This is a genomic window from Paenibacillus sp. MAH-35 (genome assembly GCF_058135425.1).
On sequence record NZ_JBYUPU010000008.1, the window covers coordinates 69856 to 95574 of the forward strand.

At 54.6% G+C, this 25719-nt stretch carries 22 protein-coding genes; 5 read left to right on the forward strand and 17 right to left on the reverse strand.

Going from position 1 to position 25719, the window contains the following annotated elements; all coding sequences use genetic code 11:
- Positions 1-6: 6 nt before the first annotated feature.
- From AC3Y2E_RS10915 to AC3Y2E_RS10955, 9 genes are all read right to left on the reverse strand, one after another.
- Positions 7-933: an ABC transporter permease subunit gene (locus tag AC3Y2E_RS10915; protein WP_379210049.1), complete on the reverse strand. Its 927-nt coding sequence runs from the start codon at positions 931-933 to the stop codon at positions 7-9.
- A gap of 95 nt (positions 934-1028) precedes the next feature.
- Positions 1029-2636 carry a glutathione ABC transporter substrate-binding protein gene (locus tag AC3Y2E_RS10920; protein WP_379210051.1) on the reverse strand — a complete coding sequence of 536 codons (1608 nt, stop codon included), beginning with the start codon at positions 2634-2636 and terminating at the stop codon, positions 1029-1031.
- A gap of 133 nt (positions 2637-2769) precedes the next feature.
- Entirely contained in the window at positions 2770-3783 is a 1014-nt protein-coding gene (locus AC3Y2E_RS10925; protein WP_379210053.1) for an asparaginase, read from the reverse strand.
- A 37-nt stretch (positions 3784-3820) separates the two neighbouring features.
- Complete coding sequence (locus tag AC3Y2E_RS10930) at positions 3821-4978, reverse strand: ROK family transcriptional regulator (protein WP_379210055.1); 1158 nt, start codon at positions 4976-4978, stop codon at positions 3821-3823.
- A 295-nt stretch (positions 4979-5273) separates the two neighbouring features.
- On the reverse strand, positions 5274-6425 hold the full coding sequence (locus AC3Y2E_RS10935) for a Ger(x)C family spore germination protein (protein WP_379210057.1): 1152 nt from the start codon (positions 6423-6425) through the stop codon (positions 5274-5276).
- Complete coding sequence (locus AC3Y2E_RS10940; RefSeq protein WP_379210059.1) at positions 6422-7885, reverse strand: spore germination protein; 1464 nt, start codon at positions 7883-7885, stop codon at positions 6422-6424. The genes AC3Y2E_RS10935 and AC3Y2E_RS10940 overlap by 4 nt, the downstream gene beginning before the upstream one ends.
- Positions 7878-8966: a GerAB/ArcD/ProY family transporter gene (locus AC3Y2E_RS10945; RefSeq protein WP_379210324.1), complete on the reverse strand. Its 1089-nt coding sequence runs from the start codon at positions 8964-8966 to the stop codon at positions 7878-7880. The genes AC3Y2E_RS10940 and AC3Y2E_RS10945 overlap by 8 nt, the downstream gene beginning before the upstream one ends.
- A 235-nt stretch (positions 8967-9201) precedes the next feature.
- Positions 9202-10905 (reverse strand): DUF6138 family protein, encoded by a 1704-nt coding sequence (locus tag AC3Y2E_RS10950; RefSeq protein WP_379210061.1) that lies wholly within the window; start codon positions 10903-10905, stop codon positions 9202-9204.
- Positions 10906-11134: 229 nt separating this feature from the next.
- Positions 11135-11278: a hypothetical protein gene (locus AC3Y2E_RS10955; protein ID WP_379210063.1), complete on the reverse strand. Its 144-nt coding sequence runs from the start codon at positions 11276-11278 to the stop codon at positions 11135-11137.
- A 36-nt stretch (positions 11279-11314) separates the two neighbouring features.
- On the opposite strand from AC3Y2E_RS10955, the gene AC3Y2E_RS10960 reads away from it, so the two are divergent.
- Positions 11315-11440 carry a hypothetical protein gene (locus AC3Y2E_RS10960; protein ID WP_379210065.1) on the forward strand — a complete coding sequence of 42 codons (126 nt, stop codon included), beginning with the start codon at positions 11315-11317 and terminating at the stop codon, positions 11438-11440.
- Between the two features lie 127 nt (positions 11441-11567).
- On the opposite strand, the gene AC3Y2E_RS10965 is transcribed toward AC3Y2E_RS10960, so the two are convergent.
- The 4 genes from AC3Y2E_RS10965 to AC3Y2E_RS10980 form a co-directional block, all read right to left on the reverse strand.
- Positions 11568-13316 carry an ABC transporter ATP-binding protein gene (locus AC3Y2E_RS10965; protein ID WP_379210067.1) on the reverse strand — a complete coding sequence of 583 codons (1749 nt, stop codon included), beginning with the start codon at positions 13314-13316 and terminating at the stop codon, positions 11568-11570.
- Positions 13285-15120, reverse strand: a complete 1836-nt coding sequence (locus tag AC3Y2E_RS10970; protein WP_379210069.1) for an ABC transporter ATP-binding protein — start codon at positions 15118-15120, stop codon at positions 13285-13287. The genes AC3Y2E_RS10965 and AC3Y2E_RS10970 overlap by 32 nt, the downstream gene beginning before the upstream one ends.
- Before the next feature lie 25 nt (positions 15121-15145).
- Positions 15146-16120 carry an ABC transporter substrate-binding protein gene (locus AC3Y2E_RS10975; protein WP_379210072.1) on the reverse strand — a complete coding sequence of 325 codons (975 nt, stop codon included), beginning with the start codon at positions 16118-16120 and terminating at the stop codon, positions 15146-15148.
- Between the two features lie 1229 nt (positions 16121-17349).
- Positions 17350-18342 carry a helix-turn-helix domain-containing protein gene (locus tag AC3Y2E_RS10980; protein ID WP_379210074.1) on the reverse strand — a complete coding sequence of 331 codons (993 nt, stop codon included), beginning with the start codon at positions 18340-18342 and terminating at the stop codon, positions 17350-17352.
- 438 nt (positions 18343-18780) lie between these two features.
- Here AC3Y2E_RS10980 and AC3Y2E_RS10985 point away from each other — a divergent pair, with 438 nt between their 5' ends.
- The gene (locus AC3Y2E_RS10985) at positions 18781-19209 is read left to right on the forward strand and encodes a VOC family protein (RefSeq protein WP_379210076.1); all 429 of its coding nucleotides are present in this window, start codon (positions 18781-18783) and stop codon (positions 19207-19209) included.
- A 63-nt stretch (positions 19210-19272) separates the two neighbouring features.
- Here the strand turns inward: AC3Y2E_RS10985 and AC3Y2E_RS10990 are convergent, their stop codons facing one another.
- Positions 19273-19725, reverse strand: coding sequence for a macro domain-containing protein (locus AC3Y2E_RS10990; protein ID WP_379210078.1), 453 nt, complete (start codon positions 19723-19725; stop codon positions 19273-19275).
- A gap of 198 nt (positions 19726-19923) precedes the next feature.
- Between AC3Y2E_RS10990 and hfq the strand changes: the two genes are divergently transcribed.
- Positions 19924-20166, forward strand: coding sequence for an RNA chaperone Hfq (gene hfq / locus AC3Y2E_RS10995; RefSeq protein WP_379210080.1), 243 nt, complete (start codon positions 19924-19926; stop codon positions 20164-20166).
- A gap of 77 nt (positions 20167-20243) precedes the next feature.
- Here hfq and AC3Y2E_RS11000 read toward each other — a convergent pair whose 3' ends face one another.
- Both AC3Y2E_RS11000 and AC3Y2E_RS11005 read right to left on the reverse strand, forming a co-directional pair.
- A complete protein-coding gene (locus tag AC3Y2E_RS11000) occupies positions 20244-21467 on the reverse strand; it encodes a GTP-binding protein (protein WP_379210326.1) in 1224 nt (407 codons plus the stop codon).
- Positions 21468-21764: 297 nt separating this feature from the next.
- Complete coding sequence (locus AC3Y2E_RS11005) at positions 21765-22190, reverse strand: Fur family transcriptional regulator (protein ID WP_190924966.1); 426 nt, start codon at positions 22188-22190, stop codon at positions 21765-21767.
- Between the two features lie 268 nt (positions 22191-22458).
- Between AC3Y2E_RS11005 and AC3Y2E_RS11010 the strand changes: the two genes are divergently transcribed.
- The gene (locus AC3Y2E_RS11010; RefSeq protein ID WP_379210083.1) at positions 22459-24033 is read left to right on the forward strand and encodes a sigma-70 family RNA polymerase sigma factor; all 1575 of its coding nucleotides are present in this window, start codon (positions 22459-22461) and stop codon (positions 24031-24033) included.
- 227 nt (positions 24034-24260) lie between these two features.
- On the opposite strand, the gene AC3Y2E_RS11015 is transcribed toward AC3Y2E_RS11010, so the two are convergent.
- Positions 24261-25046 (reverse strand): DeoR/GlpR family DNA-binding transcription regulator, encoded by a 786-nt coding sequence (locus AC3Y2E_RS11015; RefSeq protein WP_379210085.1) that lies wholly within the window; start codon positions 25044-25046, stop codon positions 24261-24263.
- Positions 25047-25213: 167 nt separating this feature from the next.
- Between AC3Y2E_RS11015 and AC3Y2E_RS11020 the strand changes: the two genes are divergently transcribed.
- Positions 25214-25672, forward strand: coding sequence for an RrF2 family transcriptional regulator (locus AC3Y2E_RS11020; RefSeq protein WP_332070979.1), 459 nt, complete (start codon positions 25214-25216; stop codon positions 25670-25672).
- The last annotated feature ends 47 nt before the right edge of the window (positions 25673-25719 follow it).

Genomic DNA, 25719 nt, shown 5'->3' on the forward strand with positions numbered 1-25719 from the left:
CTCCTCCTAGTTCGACGCATACCGGATTTTCGGATTGAGTACCCCGTACAGCAAATCGACGATAAGATTAATTAAAATAAACTGGGTGGCAAACAATAACAGGAGAGCTTGAATAACGGTGTAATCGCGGAAAGCGATCGAGTCGACCAGCAGTCTGCCGAGACCCGGAATACTGAACACCGTCTCCACCATAACCGAACCGCCCAGCAAAAATCCGAACTGCAAACCGGCCACGGTTACGACCTGAATCAGCGAGTTGCGAAGCGCATGGCGTCCGACGACGACGAACTCCCGAAGTCCCTTCGCGCGCCCGGTCCGGATATAGTCCTCTCTCATCGTTTCCAGCATCGACGATCTCGAGAATCGGGCCAGCATGGACATAATGCCCGCTCCAAGCGTAAGCGACGGCAATACGTACGATTTCCACGAATCCACGCCGCCTGTCGGGAACCAGCCGAGCTGTACCGAGAAGATCTGGATCAGAACGAGACCCAGCCAGAAGCCCGGCACGGAAATGCCGGATATCGCCGTCAGCATCCCGGTATAATCAGGCCAGCGGTTGCGGTATACGGCCGAGATCGTTCCGATCAGCAAGCCGATCACCAGTGCCCAGCCGAGGCTTGTAAATGTAAGAATGACGGTCGGGGTCAATCTGCTTATCAGCATGTCCGATACCGGCAAGCCGGAGCGCAGCGAACTGCCCAGATCGCCCGACAACAGTTTCCCCATATAGTTCAAATATTGCTGCCACAGCGGCAAGTTCAGCCCAAGCTGCTCGCGTATGCCGTTAATTTCTTCCAGCGTAGCATCTTTCCCCGCTACGAGCCGCGCCGGGTCGCCGGGGATCAAATGGATGAACAAAAAGACGAGCACCGATACGACAAACAGCAGAGGAATGACTCCAAGAAGTCTTTGTAACGCGTATCTCCCCAACACGAGAGCCTCCCTTCAGTATGCTAAGTACATAACAGAGGCCGCTTCCGCAGCAACATATACAGAAACGGCCCCGTTATCCAATCCAACGTTAATTACTTCACTTCGGCATCGCGAACGCTGATAGAGCCGTCCGGGTATACTTTGACGCCGCTCAGGTAAGCGCGCTTGCCCGAGATGACCTGGTCAACACCCATGAACGCCCATGGCGCATCTTCCCAAATTTGCTTCTGGATGTCAGCGTAGATCGAACCGGCTTGCTTCGGATCGATTGCTTTGTTCGCGTCTGCAATCCATTTGTCGACGTTCGCGTTTTTGTAATAAGCGGTGTTCGCTCCGGCCGGAGGGAACATCTCGCTGCTGAACAAACCTCTTGTCGCGCCGTCGGCATCGCCGGACGACGGGGACCAGCTTACATACCACATTTGAATCTTCGCTTCTTCCGGCGTTTTGGCCGAGTTGATCTGCTGCGACAGCGTGCCGCCTTCCATCGATTTCACTTCCAGCTTGATGCCCACAAGCGCGAGCTGCTGCTGAATGAACTGCATGCCTTTCATCGTTTCGGAATCGTTCTCGCCCCAGATTTCGGCGGTGAATCCGTCTGCATAGCCGGCTTCGGCCAACAGCTTTTTCGCTTTCTCTACATCGTACTCGTAGCCGGATTGCTTGGAGTAGTACTGGGTTTTGGAAGACATCGTGGAATTCAGCTTCGCTCCCAGACCGGATTTAACGACTTTGATATACGCATCTTTGTTGATCGCGTAGTTGATCGCTTGACGCACTTTCACGTCGTTAAACGGCTTTTTCATCGTATTCAGTGTCACGTAACGGACAATGGTCGAATCGATTTTGTCTACGACGATATCTTTCTGTCCTTCCACTTCGGAAACTTGCTCGGTCGGCATCGGATAGATGAAGTCCGCTTCGCCGGTTTTCAGCATCGCGATCCGCGAGCCGTTCTCCGGTACCGGCTTGAACGTAATGCTATCGACTTTCGGAAGCTCTTTTTGACGGTAATCGGTGTTTTTCACGACTACGAGACGGTCGCCCTGCACCCATTCCTTGAATTTGAACGGACCGGTTCCTACCGGATTTTTACCGATATTCTCGCCTTGCTCTTTCAAAGCTTTCGGGCTGATCATCAGAGCCATCGCCATTTTGTTCAAGAAGGCGTTATACGGCTCGCTCAGCGTAATGACAACCGTTTTGGCGTCTTTAGCTTCTACATTTGTAACTTTTGCAAAGCTTTTGCGAAGTCTCAAGTTGTTTTTCTCGTCGCGAAGACGATCCAGATTGATCTTGACCGCTTCGGCGTTGAAATCAGTGCCGTCATGGAACTTGACGTTATCCTTCAGCGTAAACGTATATACGAGACCGTCTTCGCTGATTTTGTGCGATTCGGCCAATACCGGCACGACGTTCATGTTCTCGTCGAAGCCCATCAAACCTTCGTACATGGTTCTAGCGCCTGTAATCGAATGGGTATCGCTGGTATTGTGGGGATCAAGCGTAATAAAGTTGGCATTGATGGCAACTACGATGTCCTTGTTGTTTTTGGAAACCGTTTTGCTGCCTTCGCCTTGACCGGCGTTAGCGCCTTCTGTGCTTTTGTTGCCGGCTTTGCCACCACAACCTGCGGCCACTACCGCTACGATCAGCAGCAGCATCAGCATCGACCATGTTTTTCTTCCCATAGCCTTCATTTTTGTTTCACTCCCCAAGGTGTTTGTTTGTATAGAATCGCTCCTGCCCTGCGCCGCACGCGGAAGTTGGATCAGGCCCGTATGTGAATCGATCCGGACTGTCCCGCCCCCCGCCTTGGCGCAGATCAGGAAGTTATTCTCGATTAAGCTTGAGTTCGAATACCGCCCGGCGTTCGCCGACTTCCGTTCCCCCGTCGTTAACGATCGTATTGGGAACCAGCTTGTACAGCCGCTCGATCGTCTCCGGATTGTCATACCCGATCCGCTCCAGAATCGAGGCGATGATGCACGGCCATACTAACTCGGAGCCGTCGGATACTTTCAGGGAGATGCCCAGCCGTTCCTTCCGGAGACCGATGCCGTATACCCCCTTCGCCCCGCCCTTGGCCGTCAAATTCGGGTCCTTGAGCAGCTCGGAGCATACGAACCGTGTATCCGCTATCATGTCGGGATATTCATTCATGAGCTTGGCCATCCTTGCAGCGGCATCGCGCGTCTCTTCATCTTCGATCAGATCCGGGCAAGCGAGCTTCAAGAAAGAGTAGCCGATTTTGTGCAGCGGAAGCGCGAAGATCGGCAAGCCGCAGCCGTCGACACCGTGCGGAATCGACTCTTCCGGCACTTCGGCGAAATAAGCTAGTGTCCGAACGATTTCCTTCTGAACCGGATGTTCCGGATCGTAGTACGTCCGCTCGTCCCAGCCCATATGTTTGCACAGGGCGATAAGACCGGTATGCTTGCCCGAGCAGTTGTGGAAAATTCTCCGCTTCGGCTCATGGGTCTGATGCCGGAGCGCCTTCGCGTCTTCGTTCAGCGGGTACGTCGCGCAGCAGTGAAGCGCGTCTTCCGAAATGCCGGTTTTGCGAAGCATCGATTCGAGCGCGTCGATATGGAACGCTTCACCCCGGTGGGATGCCGCAAACAGTGCGGCTTCACGGCCTTCAAGGCCATATACGGTTTCGACCCGCCGCTTCATCGCGGGAATCGCCTGAAACGGCTTGGCCGCCGATCTCAAAAACGTAAGATGCTCCGGATTGCCCGCCGAGTACAGGACCTTGCCTTTCTCGTCGACAACGGCAACGGCTCCATAGTTTACATTCTCCAGCACGCCGCCCCGGTATTCTTCTACTAAAGGTATGAACCTCATCTTGTTCCCTCCCAAATTCAACCATTTGCGGTCCCGTCTACTCCAAGGCAAAAAAACAATTTTGCGACATCAATCCGGAACCGATGACGACGCCTTGCTCGCTTAGCTCCGAACGCAGAATCGTGAACGTTCCGCGCAGCGGCTCCCAGACGAATCTGGTGATACACAGCTCCACAACTTCCTGGTAAATTTCCGGGAACTTGTCCGCCAGCTCTCCGCTTAATATAACGCTGTCCGGGTTATACATGCATACGACGTTATTAATCGTAATCGCCATGTACATAAGCGCCCGGTCGATCAAATAAACGGCCCAGCGTTCCCCCGCCCGCCTCGCTTCAAACAACTCTTCAATCGTGCGGACCGGATGCGTCTTGTTCGCTTCGACCAGCAGCGAGTGAATGTTGATATACGTTTGCAGGCAGCCCGCTTTCCCGCAGTCGCACATCATCCCGTTCGGGTCGATCGTCGTATGGCCGATTTCACCGGCACTGTTCGTTTTACCGCGGTAAATCTCCCCTTCGACGATAAGCGCAGAACCTACGCCGTTGCCGAAGCCGAGCAGCGCGGTACGGTTCGAGCCGATGGCGGCGCCCTTCAAATGTTCAGCAAGCGCTTTCACTTTGAGCTCATTGTCCACCGCCACGTCGTATCCGGTAATTTCCTTCAACCTTTCGGCGAGACGGACATTTTTCCAGCCAAGCTGGACGGAGAAAATGACGACTCCGTTGTCGTTGTCTACGATCCCGGGAAGGCCGATACCGATTCCGATCAGGCGGGCGCAGTCGATCTCATTTTCATGGGTCAGGCGATTGATCTCGGCTCCGATCCTCTCCAGCGTAATCTCAGCGCTTTCATCCGCCGCACGCGGATACGTGCCGCTGGCTACCACCTTACCCTGAATGTCCACGATGCCGATATGGATGCGATGACGGTCCAGCTCGACGCCGACAGACAACACGGCAGCATCGACCATCGCTAGCAGCGTCGATTTGCGGCCCAAGCCGGCGGATACTTGTTCGGTTTCGAGCAGGTACCCTTCTTCCGTCAGCTCGCCGACGATGCGGCTTACCGTAGTGGGACTCATGCCGGTCTGCTTGGCGATGGAAGCACGGGAGATCGGCTGCTGGTTTTTGATGATTTCAAAAACAGTGAGCCGGTTTTGCCTTTTCATAAAATCCTGATCGTGCTTTTTCACTATCCATCTCTCCATTATTTTCACCAGTGAACAAATTAATGAAAATTATAACGTTTTCACAGTGAAAAAACTGATGTTTTTTAAGATTTTATGTTTTTTTCGATTTATATTCTCCAGTGGTATTAATATTAAAGGATGAATTCGACCGCTGTCAATATCAAATAAACCTATTCTTTAAGGAAAAAAATAGCATTGCTTCGTTTGAGCGGGAATAACGGTCTGACATGAGAAAGCGGCTAAACCATTTGGCATCGCCCATGGTCTAACCGCACCAGAAGTAATATTCGTATCGTTGTCACTCTTGCTTGATTTTAGATATTCCGCCGCTCAGGATGCTCGCTTTTACTTCGATTGAAACGAGCGAGTCCGGCTCCAGAGGCAGTTTGCCGTTTCGGGCGAGCTCGTGCCATTGCTTCGGCTTGGAGCGAAATAAGGCTTCGGATAAACCCAGAAGATCCGAATCAAGTCGCAGCCCTTCCATATAGGTTTGTTCGATTTCAGCTTTAATCTTTGCGGCTGCAAGTTTTTCCAGTTTTTGCTGTGACAATGGCTGCAGCAACTGCGGAATGTTCCCTTTGGTCCTAACCTCGATCTTGAATTCGGCTTTTCCGTTTTGGACTTCAGCTTTGATTTTAGGTTTTACATTTTCCATAACGAGCGTCGACTCATCAGCGCTTTTACCGTTCTCTTTAACATAGAGCGGAGTTCGGTCCGTTTTTTTGGTTAACCATCGGAGTCCATGAAGTCGAATGCGCGGTATATACCCTTTGTATTTCCCGTTTTGAAATACACCTATTCCGTTGATTTGGAGCTTCGGCAACATTTTTCCATTCTCTTTCCAGTTCTCATCAATGGTTAAATACGGAATTTTCAACGATTGACTTTTCTCATACCATGTACGCATAAAGTCGTACAAATAGATCGGTGTCACGACCGAGCTTTGCGAATATACATTCGTCGGATCGTTTAATTGGGAATAAACGACAGAAATATTTTGAGCCGGCTTTGCTTCGAGCACTTTTTCAATCGGTTCCTTCGTAGCGAAAATCCAGATGGTATAGCGGTTTTCGTAATAGCGGTCCCATACGTCAAATACTTGCTCGATAATATTCTTCTTCAATGCCTGCTCGGTAAATACCAAAGCTTTGACATGGCTCCATGCAACACGTTGCTGAGTGGTTGTATACATGTTGAATACCGCCTTGTCAAACGTATCGCCTTCCGCCTTCATGGTCGAGATGATCTGTTTTTGTCCCGGATCCCCGCCCTCTTTTTTGGCGACGTTAAAATAGCTTATAATTTGCCCGTAAAATACAATTTTCCCATCACGATAATCTATGCCAACCGAGTTGAGGTAGTTCATATGCTCGATTTCCCGCATTCCCCAACAGCCTGACAACGTAACGGAGAACAGGACAACAATTATGAAGGAGCGAAACACTCTCATCGCCGCTTACCTCCCCCCGATCGTTTCATTCCTTGCAGAATACCCGGTACCTTGAATTGCCTCCCCCATGGAATACGGAACCAAACTTTCCACACATCCTTCAAGCTCGGCGGCGCAAGCGGTTCCATGTAATAAATGCCGAACGACTTCAGGTTAACCAGGTATAACGCAATGGCCAGCAGGCTAAAAAGGAACCCGAACATGCCCAAAAAACCGCTGATCAGCAATACTCCCACTCTCAAGAGGCTGACGATGCCGACCATATGCTGATTCACCAGCGTAAAGGTCGCGAGCACCGATATCGCTACAATGACCAGAATACCTGGCGCTGTAATTCCCGCACTAATTGCGGCTTGGCCGATGATCAATCCGCCGACAACCGACAAGGTCTGTCCGAATGCGGAAGGCAGACGCATCCCCGCTTCGCGGAACAGTTCGAACAAGAGAAGCATAACAAACGCCTCCAAAGGTACGGGCAATGGAACTCCTTGTCTGGATATGACCAATGTGGCGAGCAGCGAGAACGGAATCTGGTCCTGGTGATAAGCAAGCAGCGCGATCCAAAAACCCGGCAAGAAGAGAGAGAGCAGCAGTCCGACCAGGCGCATCATCCGGGTAAACATAACGAATATATTCAGGGTGTGTGCGTCCTCCGACGTGTTAAGCAAAAAGCTTAAAGTGACGGGGGCGATCGAGGCCGTGGGCGAGCCATTCACGAGGAGGATAAACCGCCCATGCATCAAGGAATTAACGGCAAAATCGGGCCGACCCGTATAAGCAAACAGCGGAAACAGGGAAAAGCCGGCTAAAGTCTCCTCCAGCTGCGTAGAGCTTATCAGTTCCGTCCGCTTCACCTTCGCCAGCCTGCAACGGATTTCACTTGCTATCTCCGGCAAGATCTTGTTATTCATATACAATAGATAGACCTTTGTCTCGGTTTCATTTCCGAAAGTAAATGACTCGACCGCCAGTTGATTCGATTTCAGCCGCTTTCGGATTAAAGCTAGGTTAACACTGACTTCCTCGGTAAAACCGTCTTTCGGCCCCCTGACGGAAACTTCGGTGTTCGGCTCCTCCGTCGTTCGTTTAGGCGGATCCGCCAAGTCGATCGCGAAAAGCTTCCCGAGCGGTTCGAACCTAAGAAGCAACTGGCCGCTAAATATGTCCCGTACCATATTCTCGGAATGTAAATGATCGTCGACCGGCCTGGTCCTGAGCTTCAGATGTTCCTCCAGCTGCATGCTGCTCGATATCGTATGTTTCCGGTACAGCTCCAGAATGCCCGGCAAGACGTAACGATCGATATCCGCATTATTGCACATGCCGCTGCAGTAAATAAGCAGTACGGAAGCGGGGGCGCTGTCGTTAGAGCCCGAAAGTTCATACTTTTCGAAATTGACATCCGCGCACAGCGTAAATAAATCGCGAAGATTTGCCTCATCCCACTTATAATCAGCCATGACTCTCCCCCCTTCTTCTCTTGGCATGGATTAGCGCGATAAGCATTAACGTGTAAACCGTAATAACCGCTACTACGGCCGGAAGCACATAATCGCGCAGTATATCAAGGAACTGGTCGTCTCCGATCGCATAAACAGTAAAAAGGACGGAAACCAGCAAGACGAGGGTGAATACGGTTTTCTTACTCCGGGGTTTTCGGATACTCAGCATATCGGCGAATAGAAACATCGAAAGTGAGATCCGGATAAATGCGCCGGAGAACCATTGATAGATGCTAAGAAAATCCACATGTTCAATATAACGCCCTATCGTGACCAGCCTCCATTCTTCGAACGCCGGATATCTTAACATCGCCAGTTTCTCCGGGCCAAACTCCGCGATCCCTCCCATGACGGGACCGATCGTCAAGCCGGTCAATATGAATGCTAAAACGAGCACATGCCACAAAGAATACGTCGAACGGATGTGCTGCTGCAGAAACAGCAGCAACACGATCTCGATCAGCCCTGCCGCCACATAAATCGTCCCGCTCCAGACCGGCTTCATGCCCGACTCTAGAATTGGCTGCAGCAGTGCATAACGTTTATTCGGAATATTGGCCGTCATTACAAAAAATCCGAACACCACGACAAACGGCAGCAATAATCCGGACATACTCGCGATCGAGCGGATCCCGGCGTAGGCGTTAAACAAGCATAAGACTCCGAAACACAAGGCCAAAACGAATATAGGAACTTTAGGCAAAAAGGTCAGATGAATCCAGGTCGAGGTATCGCGCAGGGTGATGGCGCACAGAAGCAGCATATACAGACAGGCTACCCCCGCGAGCATTTTCGCAAGTACCGGGGAATAAGCTTTCCCCAGCCATTCAAATACATGAATATGGCGTGTTTTAGATAAAGCCGTATACAGCAATGCCACCCATGCTATATTGATGACGCCGGCCAATATAACGCTTACCCATGCATCTCGTTTTGCTACCTCCATTAAAACCGGTATCACGATAACGTGATTCATAAGACCGGTTCCCAGCATCATGATCATAATCGTTTGCGCAAATGTGATCGAACCGTTTTTCACCAATTTCCTCACCGCCTTTTCGGAATCATCGCCGATTAGTCAGGAAACGATCTCCATCCCTTAAGTTTGCAGAAAACACCTTTATTTATTCTTGCAGTTTAACGGGGGCAACAGTTTGACGGGTTGCACGGTTCAACTTAACCCAAAAAGGATGTCTCAATCCGAAAGCGAATAGTCAGATTCGCTTTCGGATCGAGGCATCCCTAAGTGGCAGCCATCCGAACACACACTCCCTTCAGGGAAGGCGACGTTTCTTGTCCGTGAATGACAGGATGGAGGCTAATAACGGCGCAAGCTCTCCTTTTTCTTTGCGGACTCGCGCCTGCAGCTTGTCTGCGCCGCCCCAGACGATATCTACGAGATGCTCGGCCTCATACGGCTCCATACCTTGAATGACAGCAGCCAAAGCTTGCAGGACCGCTTCGTTTTCGAACAAAGCCCGCTCCTTGGCGAGCTGCTTGGCGAATCGGCCTTCCGTACACTTCAGAAGACAGGCCGCTACGGTCGAGATCGTCGACTCGTCGATTCCGTACTGTTTGACGAAGGTCAGGGTGAAAGCCGTCTGCACCGACTGATGCTCTTCGTCCACACAACGCATATACGATTCGATCAACGGGAAATACCGCCGGTCCGCAAGCCCCAGTCCGAATACGGCATACGTACCGGGCATGCAGCACGCCTCTCCTTCGGTATCGTCATACCATTCATACTCGGCGATCGCGAGCTTCGCGTACGTTTCCAGCTTCGGATACAGTTCGGCATATTGCAACGCGTTGGCGAAAAACCGGTGCGTTTGCGATTTGTCCAGTCCCGGTACGGGGAGGACGTGCTTGGCTTGAGACTTCAGCTTGATCCGGTAGCTTTTGGAAAACCCCTTTTCGAGCAAATTGCATATAAAATCGATCGCTTTGGCGTAACTGTCGGCACACTCCTTCTTGATCTGCATCGTCACGGTCGAAAATACGTCGTTGGCCCGGCATTCCAGAAGATCGTCCCGATATCCGACAACCGCCGCATCCATCGTGCCGCTGCCTTCCTTCATGATCCGTTCCGCCTTGTCGCTGCCGAGTTCCTTCAGCCGCTCGAGCAAGTCCAGTCCCGTTTGTCTGCTGTAATTCGGCTCGTGTTTGATAATGAGTATCGCCGTGTGCAGCGCAAGCTCCATCTGCTCCGGATCTACGGGCGGCTGCTCGCCGATTGCTTTCATCGTGTAAACCGGGAGGCCCCATTGTTCCTTCCTGCAATCGAAGTGCCGCGGGAGGAAGACGGTTTCCGTCCACTGGCTCAACGCGCGGATAAATGTAGCCCGATGCTCGGCCAGCTTCTCCTTGCTGCTTTTGTTCAGCTCGATGACCCGCTCGTACAGGCTCATGATGCCGGCCGCGTCAACGTTCGGATACAAGCCCGGATCTACCAAATGATTCGATAGAAAAAAGGTTTCCAGCGGTTTCGTAGGATACTGTCCGCTGCGCAGCTTGTTCTGTATGTATTGGTCGAGCCTTAGCAGCAGCTGTGCTTTTTTCCCCTCATCGACATAGTCCACGACCGGGACGACGAGTTTGCCGTCCGCCAGCGTGAATTCGCCGATTACGGTAAACTTGTAGTTCAGCAGCGGATTCGATGGGTAACGCGTGATCCGTAGCAGCAGATGCTCTTGCAACTGCGGCAGCAGCCCGATTCCGATCGCCTCCTTCGTCAAAGGTTCCGTCCAGCGGCTGCCCTGCTCCTCCACTTCCGGCGAGCCGAAATCATCGTCATACGAATAAAGACGGATGCGGCCGTCCTTGTATTCGAAGCGCAAATAATCGTGGATGCCGATTTGCAGCGTCGTGCGTCTTACAATCTCCCCGGCATCCTTCTTCTCGATCTGATCGAACCACCTGTTGACCGCATCCGCGATCTCCTCCGCAATCGTTGTGATTTTCGTCTGTTGTTCCACTGTTGCTTCACCGCCATAACCAAATGATGTAGTATGATTCGCATTCCCTTGAAAACGATTATAAATTTTCAACAACGAAAGGTCTGCGGGTCCTTGTACCTAATTGCCCGGGACGCCTGCCGCTTGATTCGGTAAAACGTACCGCCGCCCCTCCAATGTATGCCGCACGCTCCCCCCGTTATCGATGACCGGACAGCATGCTGCTTGTCGGACCGCAGGGGCAAACTTGTTACTTGATGGCAAGCGCGGGAGGAGACGCCGCTGTCGTCAACCAGACGATCACCTTTGACGACAGCGCGGCTGCCAAAATCCCAGACGCCGGTCCGCTCGTCTCCGGAACGTACCAGCCGAGCGTGTATCCGCCGACGATCACGTCCCGCTTCCCGCTCCGACACCTCCTTACGGAGAATTGCTTAACGTATTCAACGGCCAGTCGCCGAATGGAACGTGGCAGCTTTTTATCGTCGACGATGTGGATCAAATTTCGGACGGTTCGATTGCCGGCGGCTGGACGCTGTCGATTACGACGGCATAAGTTCGAAAGCGACTGCATGGTTGGAAATAGCGAACCCCCGCCGGCCGGTGCCAGCGGGGGTTCGTTTCGTTTTGAGATAGCGTCATAGCGGATGCGGTTGAAGACTTGGCAAAAGGAGCGCCTATCGTTACACCGGTTCTCTCGTCCCGATCCGCCAATCGCCCGACTCGTGCTGCCGTCTCCACATGCGGGCGTACAGGCCGTTAACGGCCATCAGCTCGTCATGACGTCCTTGCTCGACGACTTGCCCTCGCTCCAGCACGACAATGCAGTCGGCGCTTTGGACCGTCTTCAGCCGATGAGCGACAACGACCACCGTCCGGCCTGACACGAGCCGGTCGATCGCCTGCTGGATATCCGCCTCGTTCTCGGGATCGAGCGAAGCCGTCGCTTCGTCCAGCAGGGCGACCGGCGCCTGCTTCAGCATCGCCCTCGCGATCGAGATCCGCTGTTTCTCGCCGCCCGACAGCGTGCTGCCGCCTTCGCCGACCATCGTATCGTAACCGTGCGGGAGCTTGCTTATAAATTCGTGGCAGCAGGCAAGCCGCGCCGCTTCTTCGATCTCTTCGCGCGTCGCGCCGCTCCGGCCAAACCCGATATTATTCGCTATCGTATCCTGAAACAGATAGACGTCCTGAAACACCATCGAGACTTTGCTCAGCAGCGCCTCGGGATCGATCGTCCGGATCTTTTGCCCGCCCATCGTCACTTCCCCCTGGTCCGGATCGTAGAAACGGGCAATCAGCCGGAGCACGGTGCTTTTCCCGCTTCCCGACGGGCCGACGAGCGCTGTAAAGGAGCCGGACGGCATGCGCAGGCTCACGTCTCTCAGCACTGGCTTGTCGAGATAGCCGAACGTGACTTGCCTGAATTCGATATCGTGTCCTTCCGGCGGCGGCTGATCCCCTTGCATGACAGGCTCCTGCATCAGTTGTACGATCCGCTCCCCCGCCTGCTCGTAGTACCGGAATTCCGCATAACTGGTAAGCGCAGTCGTCAAAGGATCAAACAACCGGGTACCGACGAGAAGAAAGGCGACGAATACGACAAGATCCAGACTTCCGCCGAGCAGCATGTATACCCCCGTGATGACCATCAGGGTAAGCCCCGCCCGGATGAAAACGATCGCGCTAAGCACGACCGGTCCGAGCGTCCCCTCAAGCCGGATGCTCTCGCGCATAAGGTCCAGAAACGAACGTTCCAGCCGGGCAAACCGGTCTCCGGTCATATTGTACGCTTTGATGACACGGATGCCGCTCAAATACTCCTGGAACCGGTTCGCCGCGCCGATCTTGGCCCGCATATGCCGGGAGCCGAGCTTCCGCTGGAGTCCGGAGGTCGCCAGGACGAGCAGGACGGCAACCGGAAGCGCGGCGAACAGCGAGAGCGCCATCCGCCAGTCGAGCAGCGCCAGACCGGCGAGCGCGACAACCGGCATGACGACCGCGCCGATCATTTGCGGGACAAGATGGGAGATGCCGTGCTCCAGCATCGTAAAGTCGCCCATCATCATACCCGCCAGATCGCCGGGATCGCGCTTGTTCAAGTAGCCGAGCGGCAGCTTGCGCAGATGTTCGGCCAGCCGCGCTCTCCCTTCCGCCGCCGCGCTGTATGCACTGCGGAATTGCGCCTTGTACGCCGGTATTTCGCACAGGTACAGCACCACCAGCGAAGCCGCCATCGCTCCGCACACCCACCAAAGCCGTACCGTATCGAACGCCGCTCCGGGAGATGCAAACGGTTCGAACAGAAGCCTGGCCGCTTCCGCCAGCAGCGCAAAAGGCACGATTCCCGCCAGATTGGCGAGCGACGTTAACAAGACGGGCTTGAGTAAAGCACGGGGATTACCCGCGGTTATGTTGCGCAGCATGTTCATGTCCGGGCACAGCCTCCTTGTCCTTGCTCATCTGCCACTCTCCGGCGTTTCGGTACGCCCGCCACATCCGGTTGTACAAGCCGCCCGCAGCGAGCAGCTCGCCATGCGTCCCTTTCTCCGCGATGCGTCCTCCGTCCAGAACGAGAATTTGTCTGGCATCACGGATCGTAGACAGTCGGTGGGCGATGACCAGAACCGTCTTCCCTTTCACCAGCTCCTGAAGCGCCAGCTGCATCTCGTATTCGTTCTCCGGATCGGCGAAAGCGGTCGCTTCGTCCAGGACAAGTACAGGGGCGTTTTTCAAAATCGCCCGGGCTACGGCAATCCGCTGCTCCTCGCCGCCTGACAAATATACGCCGCCTTCCCCGATCAACGTATCGAACTGGTGCGGGAGGTTCTCGATAAAGTCCAGGCATTGAGCCGCTTTCGCCGCAGCGTATACGTCCTCCGGCTTCGCATCCGGGCGCCCGATCGCGATATTGGCATAGACGGTATCGTAAAAAAGGAATGACTCCTGAAAGACGAAGGCGACGGTATTCATCAAATCGGGAGTCGCCATATCCCGCACATCGATGCCGCCGATCCTTACCGCTCCCGTCCCCACGTCCCAAAATCTCGGCACGAGCGCCGCCACCGTCGACTTGCCCGCACCCGACGGTCCTACGAGCGCCGTGGTCTCCCCCTGCTTCGCCGTAAACGTAATGTTCGTCAGCGCATCGCCGCCACCCGAATTCCCGCCATACGAAAAGGAGACCTGATCGAAGATGACGTCATAGGAGTCCGGCCGTATCGGCTTGCCCGTCTCCGGCACGGGCTGCTCCGCCAAAATCCGGTCGATCCGCTCGACCCCCTCGTTAATATCCCGGAGCATAGAAGTCAGAAACAAAATTTTGAACATCGGGGCGGAAACGCCGGGCGCCATGATCAGGAAAAACAACAGCACGGAAGCGAACGCGACACTGCCCGGTTCCCGGCTCATCATAAAAACCCCGACAGGCAAAATAAACGCGGCGAATGAACCCAATATCACTTTGAACATCAAATATCCGTTCTGAAACGAATCGGTATGCTTCACGCAATGATCCCGGTACCGGACCATATCCGCGTAAAAGGCGCGAAACGAATGCACCGTCTGCCCGAACACTTTGACGGCCGGCATCCCCCGCACATACTGGACGGCGGAGCCGTTCATCCGGTCGAGCGAATCGTAATACAGTTTGACCTGCTCTTTCTTTTTCGGTCCGCTCATCATGAACGTCTGGACCGCGAACGCAAGCGCGATCGGGATAAGGCAGGCGACGGCGAGCGGGACGCTCAGCGTGAACATGACGGCGATCATCAGGATGGTCGTAACCGCCACCTGAACGAGATCGGGGAGCTGATGGGCGATGAACGTTTCCACCTTCTCCACGTTGTGCTCCAACGTTTTCTTGACCGTTCCCGTCGACGTGCCGGTCAGCCAGCCGAGCGGCAGTTTGCCGATATGGGACGCCAGCTTGACTCGTAAGCCGTACAAAATACGAAAAGCGGCAATATGCGAAGCCATCCCGCCGGCATACATCGTCGCCAGACCGCCGATCAGGCCGATCAAGGCGATAACGCCCCAGCGGATCATCCTTCCCCCGTCAGCGGAAACCGGGTCCGCGGCATGCTCCAGCACTTCTTTTAAAATAAAGTAAACCGACACATACGGCACAAGCATGCAAAGTGCGCTAACCGACGAAAGCAGACCGGAGACGATCAGCAGCCCGCGCCTTTCCCCGGCGATCTCGAACAGCCGGGCCAACCCCATCTTGGATGACATCGTACTCCTCCCCTCGTTCCTCCGTTTATTTTTTCGGCTTCGCGATATCCTCGGCCAGCTGATTCAGAAGCGCTTGTTTGCCTAGCGCGAAAAAAGCTTCGTTGTAGTTTTGCCGGCTCGTCATCCGGTACACGTTACTCGCCTTGACCGCCTTCAGTCCGTTCCATATGCTGCTCTTCTCCAGCACGTTCTCGGAGCTGTCCGTCAACAGCACCAGATGGTCCGGATTTAAAGTCGAAAGCCCCTCCAGACTGGTCACCTTGCCGCCCCACGGGTCCGGGTCCGGGATGCCCGGCGCCTTCGGCAGCTTCAAATCACTGTATACCAGATCGGCGATGCCGGTACGGGCGTAGATCCGGATCTCTTTCTGCGTCGCTTCAACAACTGCAAACGTCTCGTCCTTGGTCACCGCCGTAATCCGCTTCTGCTGCTGGAGCGCCTGCTGTTCATACTCCGCCAGCCATGTCTCCATCTCCTTGGTCTTGCCTAGCGTCCCGGCGACGAAGGCGAACCGTTCCCGGAAAGCGTTAAACCCGTGAGGCACCCGTACGGTTGGCGCGATTTTCGACAGCTGCTCCACGATTTTCTCCTGGGTGGGCCCGGCCAGGATGAGGTCAGGATTCGCCTCCATTATCGCTTCGATGTTCACATCCGTCTGAAACCAGCCGCCGACGGCTACTTTTCCTTTCAACTCCCTCTTCAGCAGCGGAGTAACCTCGGCCGGATTGCCCATATCGGTATTTCCCGTAAGTACGGGCTGAAAGCCAAGCACCAGCAGCTCCTCCGTAGAGCCGGAAACGTCCGCGATCCGTTTCGGGTTGGCGGGAATGACGACTTCGCCCTTCGCGTCCCGTACCGTGTGCGTCTGTTGTGCGGAGTCCGGAGCGGCAGCCGCTCCTCCCCCCTCGCCTGACGTGTCGTCCGCTTGGTTGCAGCCGAACAACAGGGTTGCGAGCATCAAGCTTATACAAACCACCTTCGTCTTCCGAAATATCTTCATACGAGTTAACATCCTCTCCAACTTTTAGAATCCACCGGGCCTTGTCCGCCGTGTATGGCGAGGCTTTGGACGAGACGGCCGCTGTTCTCCTGCCGCGGGCCAACAGACCGGTGACACCTAGCATGTAAATGAGATTCATTATCATCGAACGAACTAATGATACAATGGGCCCAAGCCCTTTCTCTACCTCTAGCCGGATTATTTTGACGGTTGGACGGATGCGATTTGGCCCTGTCCGCCTCCTTGCTGCCCTTTCCGTTATCCGCAGCAGCCGGTTCCATCTATTCCGGGTAAAGTTATCCTCTGCTGGCAGGAGCTCATGTTGCCGTACAGAGTTGCCGAACCGGCCGAGCGTGCAGACAAGAAAAAACGTCCGGTGAAGTCTCGGACGTTCCTTTGATGTGCACACCATCCACCTGCTCGTGGGAGTGAAATAAGTGCGGTCTTCGCAAACTTTTTTGGGAGGCGTACAAACCCATCCGCCAGCGCGTGGGAGGGAATGGGTACCTTCGCTCAGTCGCTCGTTGATGAGGGGATGCGAGAATAACCCGAATCCGAATGAAGCCAAGCCCGTAAGCCCGTTTCTTGCAAATGGATCGCGTTGGGCTTCGCTGAGACGACATGCCTACAGGCTGCTGCCTAACCAGATAAGAGTTTCTGGCGAGGCTGTCGATTCATTATGGACAACCAAGTGGAAAGGGAAAAGATTACCTTCTGGCGAGTTTTGTCTGGAATCCCCTACCTTACAAACCTTATTCAATCAAGGGATTCCGGACAACCTGTTTGAGTAGAAGAAGGTAACTTTTCACTTGGAACGGCCTGCGAACACTTCTACACAATGAATCGACAGCCTCTCTGGCATCCTCTATTTTCGGCATCTGGGGAGGAATGAGACCATTGGAGGCGATTTGTACCCCTTATTTCCGCCATCTGAAGGGGTCTGCGCCTTTTTCGCCGATATAGCAGCTTCAAACCGCTCTTATTCCGCCTCCACGCCGGTTTTCGGAACAATTAAAGGCTGCAAACCGCTCCTATTCGCTTCCCCTTCCCCTCCCTCAGCTAGCGGCGGGACAAAGCGCCGAACGGCTGCGATAAGCAACTTGGGCGGCACGTCCTGGCTTGACAAGCAAGGGGCACTTCCCCTGCTTTACCACAGTGAAGAATTTGTACATTCCGAGCTCTCAAAAAACTGCTCCAATGAGCAGTTTTCCGTCCTTCCGCCAAGCGGCTTAGGAGTTGCCAAAATCGGGTGACGCTGTGGAGCGCCGGACGAGACTCCCCGGAGGTACTCCGTATTTTACCCGGAACGCTTCGGCAAAGTAACTGGGGTTCGAATACCCTACCGTTAGCGACGTCTCGTACACGTTCATGCCGCCCTGCTGGAGGAGCAGCAGTGCTTGTTCCAGACGTTTTTCCCGCAAATAGCCGTATACCGTCGTGCCGTACATTTCCTTAAAACCTACTTTGAGCTTGTAATCGTTCAAGCCGACCATCCGCGACAGTCCGATCAGCGAAGGCGGATCGGCCATGCGGGCCATGATGATGTCACGCGCCCGCTCAATCTTCTCCCTGTCGCCGCCGGGCAGCGACGGCTGCTTGCGCTCGACCAGCAAAGACTGGACGGCGGAGGACAACAGCTCGAGCACGCGGCATTCCAGTTCAAGCTTGCTGGTGCCGCGCTCCTGAAGCGACAGCATCAGCCGGCTGAGTTTGACGGAAGACGCCGGATCGATCGACTCCTGGAAGTTGCGGTATACTGACGTCCCGAGCAGGGAGGAGAAGTCGAGCAGCCGGGTGCCGGCTGCATCCTCCATAAACCGGTGGAAGGTGGACACCGGAATTCCGATCGCCAGCATCAGATAAGGCTCTTCCCCGTTAAACTCGAAATGGACTCCGAGCTCCCGGACGAGCTGCAACATGCACATCCCCGGCGAGAACGCATACTGCTTCCCGCCGATCGTGATCGTTCTGCTGCCCTGCAGACAATAGCTCAGCTCCACCATCGCTGCATCGGTACGATGCGAGATCGTGTAGTCGCGGTTAAACGTCATATCCGACACGACCACATTCATCCCGCTACCGGGGATGACGCGTCTTAAGCAGCCCGCTCCGATCCGGGACCGGAGCTCCATCGGTTCCGTACCGTCCTCCGGATTCCGCTGCAGTTCGAGCCCTTCAAAAAATTGAATATAATTCCGATGAATACCGGTTTCCGTTTTCATGTGTACCTCGGTTTATTGATCACGTTGATCAAAATGTATTGATAATGATTATCAATTACAGTATACCGAATGGCACCCCATTTGGCTATCCCCGCTTCCGGTCCATCTAACCCTGCCGCCCTCCGCGGACATTGTTGATGCCGCAGCCTACATTCGGATATTCCGGCATAACCGTCTGCTGTCCTCTCCATGACCCGCCCCGGATGCAGCCGAAATGCGTCTGCACAAGTTTAATCGGGAAACACAGGGGGAATATTGGATTGATGAGTCAAGTTGAGCTTTCCCTTAGAGGTGACCCGCTGAGATTCAGGTGCAGTCCATACAACCTTTACAGATCATCGCCGCTTAGGAGGTTGGCTCAGAAGGCAGATCAATGATACAATTTTGTTGGACAACAATTTTCGCCCTTTCCAAATCCGGTTACGAGGAGTGAAGCAAGTGTCTGTCGATATTTACTTGAATTTTAACGGTAATTGCAGGGAGGCCGTACTGTTCTACGCTAAAGTGTTCGCTACGGAGCAGCCGCATATTATGACCTTTGGAGAAGCGCCGCCGCCCCCCGACTACACCCTCCCGGAGGAAGCCAAAGATCTGGTCATGCACTCCCGTCTCCAGATCAGCGGCAGCAACGTGATGTTCTCGGACGTCTTTCCGGGCATGCCGTTCGTCCAGGGAAACAACATAAGCCTCGCCGTCGTCAGCTCCAATCTCGACAATATCCTATCGTACTTCCATAGCCTGAAAGAAGGCGGCACGGTCCGGATGGAGCTTCAGGAAACGTTCTGGAGCAAATGCTACGGCAGTCTCGTCGATAAGTTCGGCCTCGAGTGGCAGTTCAGTCACGACAACGGAGAAATGACGAAATAATTTAAAAAACCTCCAAAACCCATTCGCATGGTTCTGGAGGTTTTTCGTTGCCGGCGGTTCGGCTCAGCCGATCCGGTACAGCGTAAATTCGTAGTCGCGGAAAGCGTCCTCGATCATCGGCCCGACGACATTCCAGTCCCCGTTGGCAAGACCGCAGCCGATCTGATACGGCAAGGCGACGGAGAGCCCATGTTCTTTCGCGTACAATTTGAGGGACAACAGGGCTTGCCGCAGCGACGGGTAGTCGGTGTAGATCGCGCTCGACCGGCCGTAATTCAGCTGCCCGAATAAGTTCGCCGCCCATTTGCCGTCCAGCTCGACGATTTGCAGCTGCCCGAGCAGTTCCTCCGGCTTTTTGCCGCTGCAATACTCCATATAGGCCGTATATATTTGAGGGTACCGGGATTTTAACGCTTTTGCGACACCGGAACCCATAACCGCCTGGCAGTTTACCTGATGGCCGATGATATGTTCCTGCGCTTCCAGCAAGTTTCCATCCACAACCCGAACCGTCATCCGATCTCCTCCTTCGCGGATCTCTGAAATCTACAAGTTACCCTATTCTCACATCGGATGTGAAAAACCTTCCGAAACGGAAAAATTTCGCCTTCCCGTTACGATTACGTTGGAAATTCATGTAACTCGACATGATATTAGGTGCGGATCTATAGTATAATAGAGATAACCCTGATTAGTAGAGAGAGAGGGATATTGGTGATTGAAGAGCTGGCCCCGACAAAGGCGGAATTGATTCAAGACCGCCGTCTGAACACCCTGCGCAAAAACCGAGCAATCTGCACCATCATCATTATGAACGGAGCCCGGATTAAAGGCACGATCGACGCCTTCGACAAATTCGTCGTGTTGATCCGCGAATCCAAAAGCAAGCAGTACTTAATCTACAAGCACGCCATATCGACCATCGTTACAGAGACCGCTGTTGAGTTCGACTCCTGAGCGCACAAGAAGAGGCACACCGGGAAGCTGCCGTACGGGCAAACTTCTCGGGGCCTCTTTTTCTTCGCGCTTTGGGCTTACAACGGTTCGACCGCGCTCCATTCTTCCGCCGGGGCTTTCGGGAACTCGTCGCGGAAACTTCGCCAATCGCGCGTCATCTCTTCCTCTGTCAGCAGACAGGAATCGAGCGCCGAAGCGATCGACGGAATATCCATCTCCATCCCGATCATCACCATCTTGCTTGCCCGGTCCCCATATGACGGATGCCAGCTGGCCCGCAGCTTGTCGTCCTCCAGCAAATACAGCCGACGCTCCTCCTCCGGCAGCGAAGCGATCCAGTAACCGGCGGGGCCGAATTGGATCGACGGACCAGCCTGGCTGATCGATTGGCCCATCTCATTGCGCGTAGCGAGCCAGACGATGCCTTTCGCACGGACGATTTCCGGCGGCCATTCGCTCATCCATTCCATCAGCCTGCCCGGGTGAAAGGGCCGTCTCCGTTCGTAAACGAACGACGATATGCCGTATTCTTCCGTTTCCGGCGTATGGGCCGGCTTCTCCATTTCTTGAATCCAACCTGCGGACACACTCGCCTCATCGAAGTTGAACAATCCGGTATTTAAAATTTGCCCGGGATCGACCTGCCCGTTCACCGCCCGAAGGAGTCTGGCTCTCGGCTGAAGCTTGCGCAGCGCCGCCTCCAGCTGTTGCAGGTCGTTTTCCTCCACCATATCGCACTTGCTCAGGATCAGCACATCGCAAAATTCGATCTGATCGACGAGCAGATCGACAACATCCCGGGTGTCCTCCTCGCCTACGGCCTGCCCCCGGTCAAGCAGCGTCTCCCCCGACGAATAATCGTGCCAGAACCGGTAGGCGTCCACGACCGTCACCATGCAATCAAGCCGGCAATACCGCGACAGATCGATCCCCTGCGCCTCATCGACATAGGTGAACGTCTGGGCGACCGGCACAGGCTCCCCGACCCCCGTCGATTCGATCAGCAAGTAATCGAACCGGTTCTCCTTCGCCAGCTTCTCCACCTCGTGCAGCAAATCTTCCCTGAGCGTACAGCAGATGCAGCCGTTCGACAGCTCGACGAGCTTCTCGTTCGTGCGCGACAAACCTCCGCCGTTTTTGATCAGATCCGCGTCTATATTCACCTCGCTCAAGTCGTTAACGATGACGGCCACCTTCAGCCCGTTGCGGTTATTCAGCACATGATTCAGCACCGTCGTTTTTCCCGCTCCCAAATAGCCGCTTAATACGGTAACCGGAATTTTGTTGTCGTTCAATGCAATCGCGCTCCCTTATATGTAATTTTTACGATAATAAAACACGAATACGTTATCGTGCAGCAACCTTGCGAAACCGGGCTAGACCGGATCGATCGATGCACAGCACCTCGCGATTAATCGTAATTTTTACTATTTAATCGTAACACAAACTCGCTGATTCCGTCAACAGGCTATATGTGGGCCCGCCGGTTCCGCCAACGGCCAAAAAGCCGCAAAAGCGGCTTGGGGAAAAAGCGCCAGACCCTTCCGCTCAGGAAAGTCCTCCGGCAAGTCCGTATCCGGTGCCGCCTCCGGCCGTTATTAACTTTGGCATTCCTCGCAAATCCCGTAAATTTCGAAGCGGTGGTTCATAATTTTATAGTTACCCGGCAGACGATTAAGCTGCTCCATCGGGCAAAAATCGAACGTTAACGTTTTCTCGCAATTGGTGCAAATTAAATGATGGTGATGGTGCGACGAACAGCTCGCCCTGAACTTCAAGCCGCCCTCCAGAAAATAAAACTGCTCCAATACGCCCATCTCGCTAAGCATCCGGAGATTACGGTATACCGTATCGAAGCTGACTCCGGGGTATTTGACCCGCATCTGGTCGTACACGTCCTTGGGAGACAAGTAACCGTCCGCGCCTGCGAAGATGGACGCCATCGTCTTTCGCTGGTCCGTAATTCTCCATCCGCTTCTCGCCATCTTATCCAGCATGTTCTGTATCGAGCCGGTCTCCGTCATCCTAATCTCCTCCGTGTCGTATACTCTCCATTGTGCCGCAAAAGCTGTCGTAAATCAAGGCTTACTCCCCGGTACGGCCGTTCGAGCGGACTTTGCGCGGTTTGCCCGATGGACAAAACAGCGCGATTGACATTGAATACCGGCAGCTTTTCCAGTACCATCGGAATGAACGTACGATTTTCGCACTCCTTTTTTATACGATCCGGTAACCTTTTCGTCAGCCTCCGGCACTTAGATATAGAACGCTAGTTAGAAAGGATGGCATCGCATGGATTCGGTAAAAGCGGCGCAGCAGGGAGACCGCGATGCATTCGCTCATCTGGTCCGCCAATTCGGCGATATGGCCTATGCCGTCGCCTGCAATCAACTGAACGACCCTTATCTGGCTGAGGATGCGGTGCAGGAATCGTTTGCCGAAGCGTTCGTTCATTTATCCCGTCTGCGCGACCCGAATGCTTTTCCCGGCTGGTTCAAGACGATTGTTACCCGCCAATGCAGCCGGATTGTGCGCCGGAACCGGGAATCGTCCTTGCCGTACGAATTCGTGTCACAGCTCGCCTCCGACCAGCCCTCGCCGCACGAGCTGGCGGAGAAAAGGGAATTCCGCCGGATGATTCACCGGTCCGTCTCCGTCCTGCCGTACCGGCTGAGGGCCGCGGTCCAGCTGTTCTATATTCACGGGTATTCCCTCACCGAAATTTCGGCCTTTCTCGGAACGCCGGTCCCCGCCTTGAAGAAACGGTTGTTTGACGCCAGACGCAAATTGAGAAGCGTGATACCGGTTGCGGATTTCGTATCCGTATTCCGGGAGCTGAATGAAGGAGGAAGTAAAGTGCTGCACATTGTTAACGGCGATTCGGTAGCGGAAACTTTAAAGCAAGGGGTCGTTCAGGGGGACATTTTGGTATGGCGGGAAATTTATTCGGAAGGTCCGGTATTTGCCGAGCAGTCGAATCCGGACGCCCTCGCTTTCCGGGCTTCCCGCTTGGAGCAGACGCTCGGGATTCCGCGCGATCTGTTTTTATCCGGCTGTGAGGCGCAGGAGCGGCAGCTGGCCGGATTTCGCGACTATGACGAGATCGTGTTATGGTTCGAGTACGACTTGTTCGACCAGACGATGCTTTGTTACTTGCTCGACTGGTTTTCGAGACAATCGCTGGGACGGACGAAGCTGCATTTGTTATGCATCGGGTCGTTTCCCGGAATCGAGAACTTTCGGGGGTTGGGCCAATTATCGGCCGGGCAATTGACATCGTTATCCGGAACGTGGAATCCGGTCAACCACTCGGAGCTGGAACTGGGCAGCCGCGCCTGGCAAGCGTTCACTTCCCCGGACCCGCGCCCGCTGGCCGCGCTGCTTCAGGAAGACTGCTCCGCTCTGCCCTATCTCAAGGAAGCGTTTCGGTTCCACCTGTCGCGGTACCCTTCGGTGCACAACGGTCTCGGAATCGTGGAGCAGCTGCTGCTGGAGCAGCTTGCCGGCGGCATCGACCGGCCGTTTGAACTGTTCAGCCGGGTCGGAGCGAAGGTGAACTGGTTCGGCATGGGCGATATCCAGTTCTGGTCCATTCTGCGTTCGCTGGCGCAGGGACGGGAAGCTCTTCTTCGTCTGGAAGGCGTGTCCGATTTCCGCGGTTTCTCAGGCCCCCCGCCGGAATTCGGCAGCAGCCGCCTTGTCCTGACCGAGACCGGACGTAACGTGCTTGAAGGTGCGCTGGACCGGATCGCAGTGCAAGGAATCGACTGCTGGCTGGGCGGAGTTCATCTGCATGGCGGTTCTCCCGACTGGCGGTGGGTCCCGGAGCGACAAACGATTGTACGGATGGAACCCGGTCCGGAGTAAGGAGACACATGCAACACCAAAGGACTTAAAAACTGCAATTCGCCAACTGCCCGTTATCGTGCTGGCACGACATGTGCATCCGGCCCGAGGCGGGGCGGTTGGCCCTGCTTCTTCCGGCGTATGGAACGTATCGCCGCTTTGGGCCCGCCGCGATAGGAAGACATCCGCCCCGACCTGTTGCCTGACGCGTCTATTCGAACCGTTCGCCCCCCGCCGCCAGCCCGCACTCAAAGCGCGTGAATCCAGTTCACATCCAGCTCCTGCATGATCTCTCTCCACTCTTCCGGCATGTCTACGTCGCATATGATGGTATCCACCTGCTCCAGATCGGCCATTTTATAAAAACGGGCTTCCCCCAGCTTGGAATGGTCGGTCAGGACGACCGTCCGTCTGGAGTGTCCGATAATTTTGCGGGCGAGCTGCCCCCGCTCGGCATCGAACCCGGTAATGCCCCGCTCCGGCGTTACCCCGTCAACCGAGATGAAGGCGATGTCCGCATAAAATTGTTCGACCGCCTGTTCCGCGATCGAGCCGGATACCCGGGCGTGAGCCGCATTCACTTTGCCTCCGAGAAAATACGCTTGTCCGCTGAACAACCCTCTGTTCATATAGTCGATCAGCAGATGGAGCGCAGGCACGGCAAATGTCAGCACGGTCACGTTGCGTTTGTCCGACAAATAATGGATCACCTGCTGCGTCGTCGTGCCGTCGTCGATAAAAACGACGTCGTTGTCCTCCACCAGCGTAACGCCCGCTCGGCCGATGCGTCTCTTCTCTTCGGCAAACAACACTTCGCGGTTCAAATACGGCGGCTCCTCCCGCGACGGGTTGAGCTTGACCGCTCCGCCGTACACCCGCTTCAGCTTGCGTTTGGCTTCCAGCTCCTCCAGATATCTTCGGATCGACTCGGAGGATACGCCGAACTGCTCCACCAGCTCCTGTGTCGTCACTTTCCCCTCGCTCTCAAGCCTGTCCAGTATCCATTGTTTTCTCTCCTCGCCTGCAAGCGACATCCGATCAGCTCCCGGAAACATATTCGTATTTTGCCATTATACCACGTTTGTCTCCACAATCTGTATACAACCGTCCCCCTGGTGGTCCGCCGGCAGACGGCAGCGATAAGAAACCGCTTTTCAAATCGGACGGGAAGCGTCACAATAGAGAGGGAGGTGGAACTTGGATGACGACACCGGGCAATCAACACCCTTCAACGCCAAAAAGGCTCGGATACGCCCTGCAAACCTTAATCTTGCTGTCCAGACATCAGGACGGCGTATGTCCCAGCTGCAATATGGCGGAGAGTATCGAATCCCAGGCGGCGCTGCTGCGCCGTATTTTGGCGCGGCTGGCCAGCCACGGGCTGGTCGAGGCCAAGGAAGGCCGGGACGGCGGATACCGGCTCGCCAAGCCGCCTGAGGCGATTACGATCGCGGACGTCTACGCCGCTATGCAGGTCGAAGAACCGCTTACCCGCGGCTTGATCGATTCCACCTCAAGCGGAATGTTCGGACAAGAGATGCAGGCCGTCTTCGCCGGATTGACGGAAGATTTGGAGAGACGGCTGCTGGACGGGCTTCGCCGGCAAACGGTCGCAGATCTGATCCGCTCGCTCGAATGCCATACCCGGGCCGCCAGATGAAGACCGAATCGGGGGCTGCCCCCGTACCTCATCCCCTATAAGGAAAC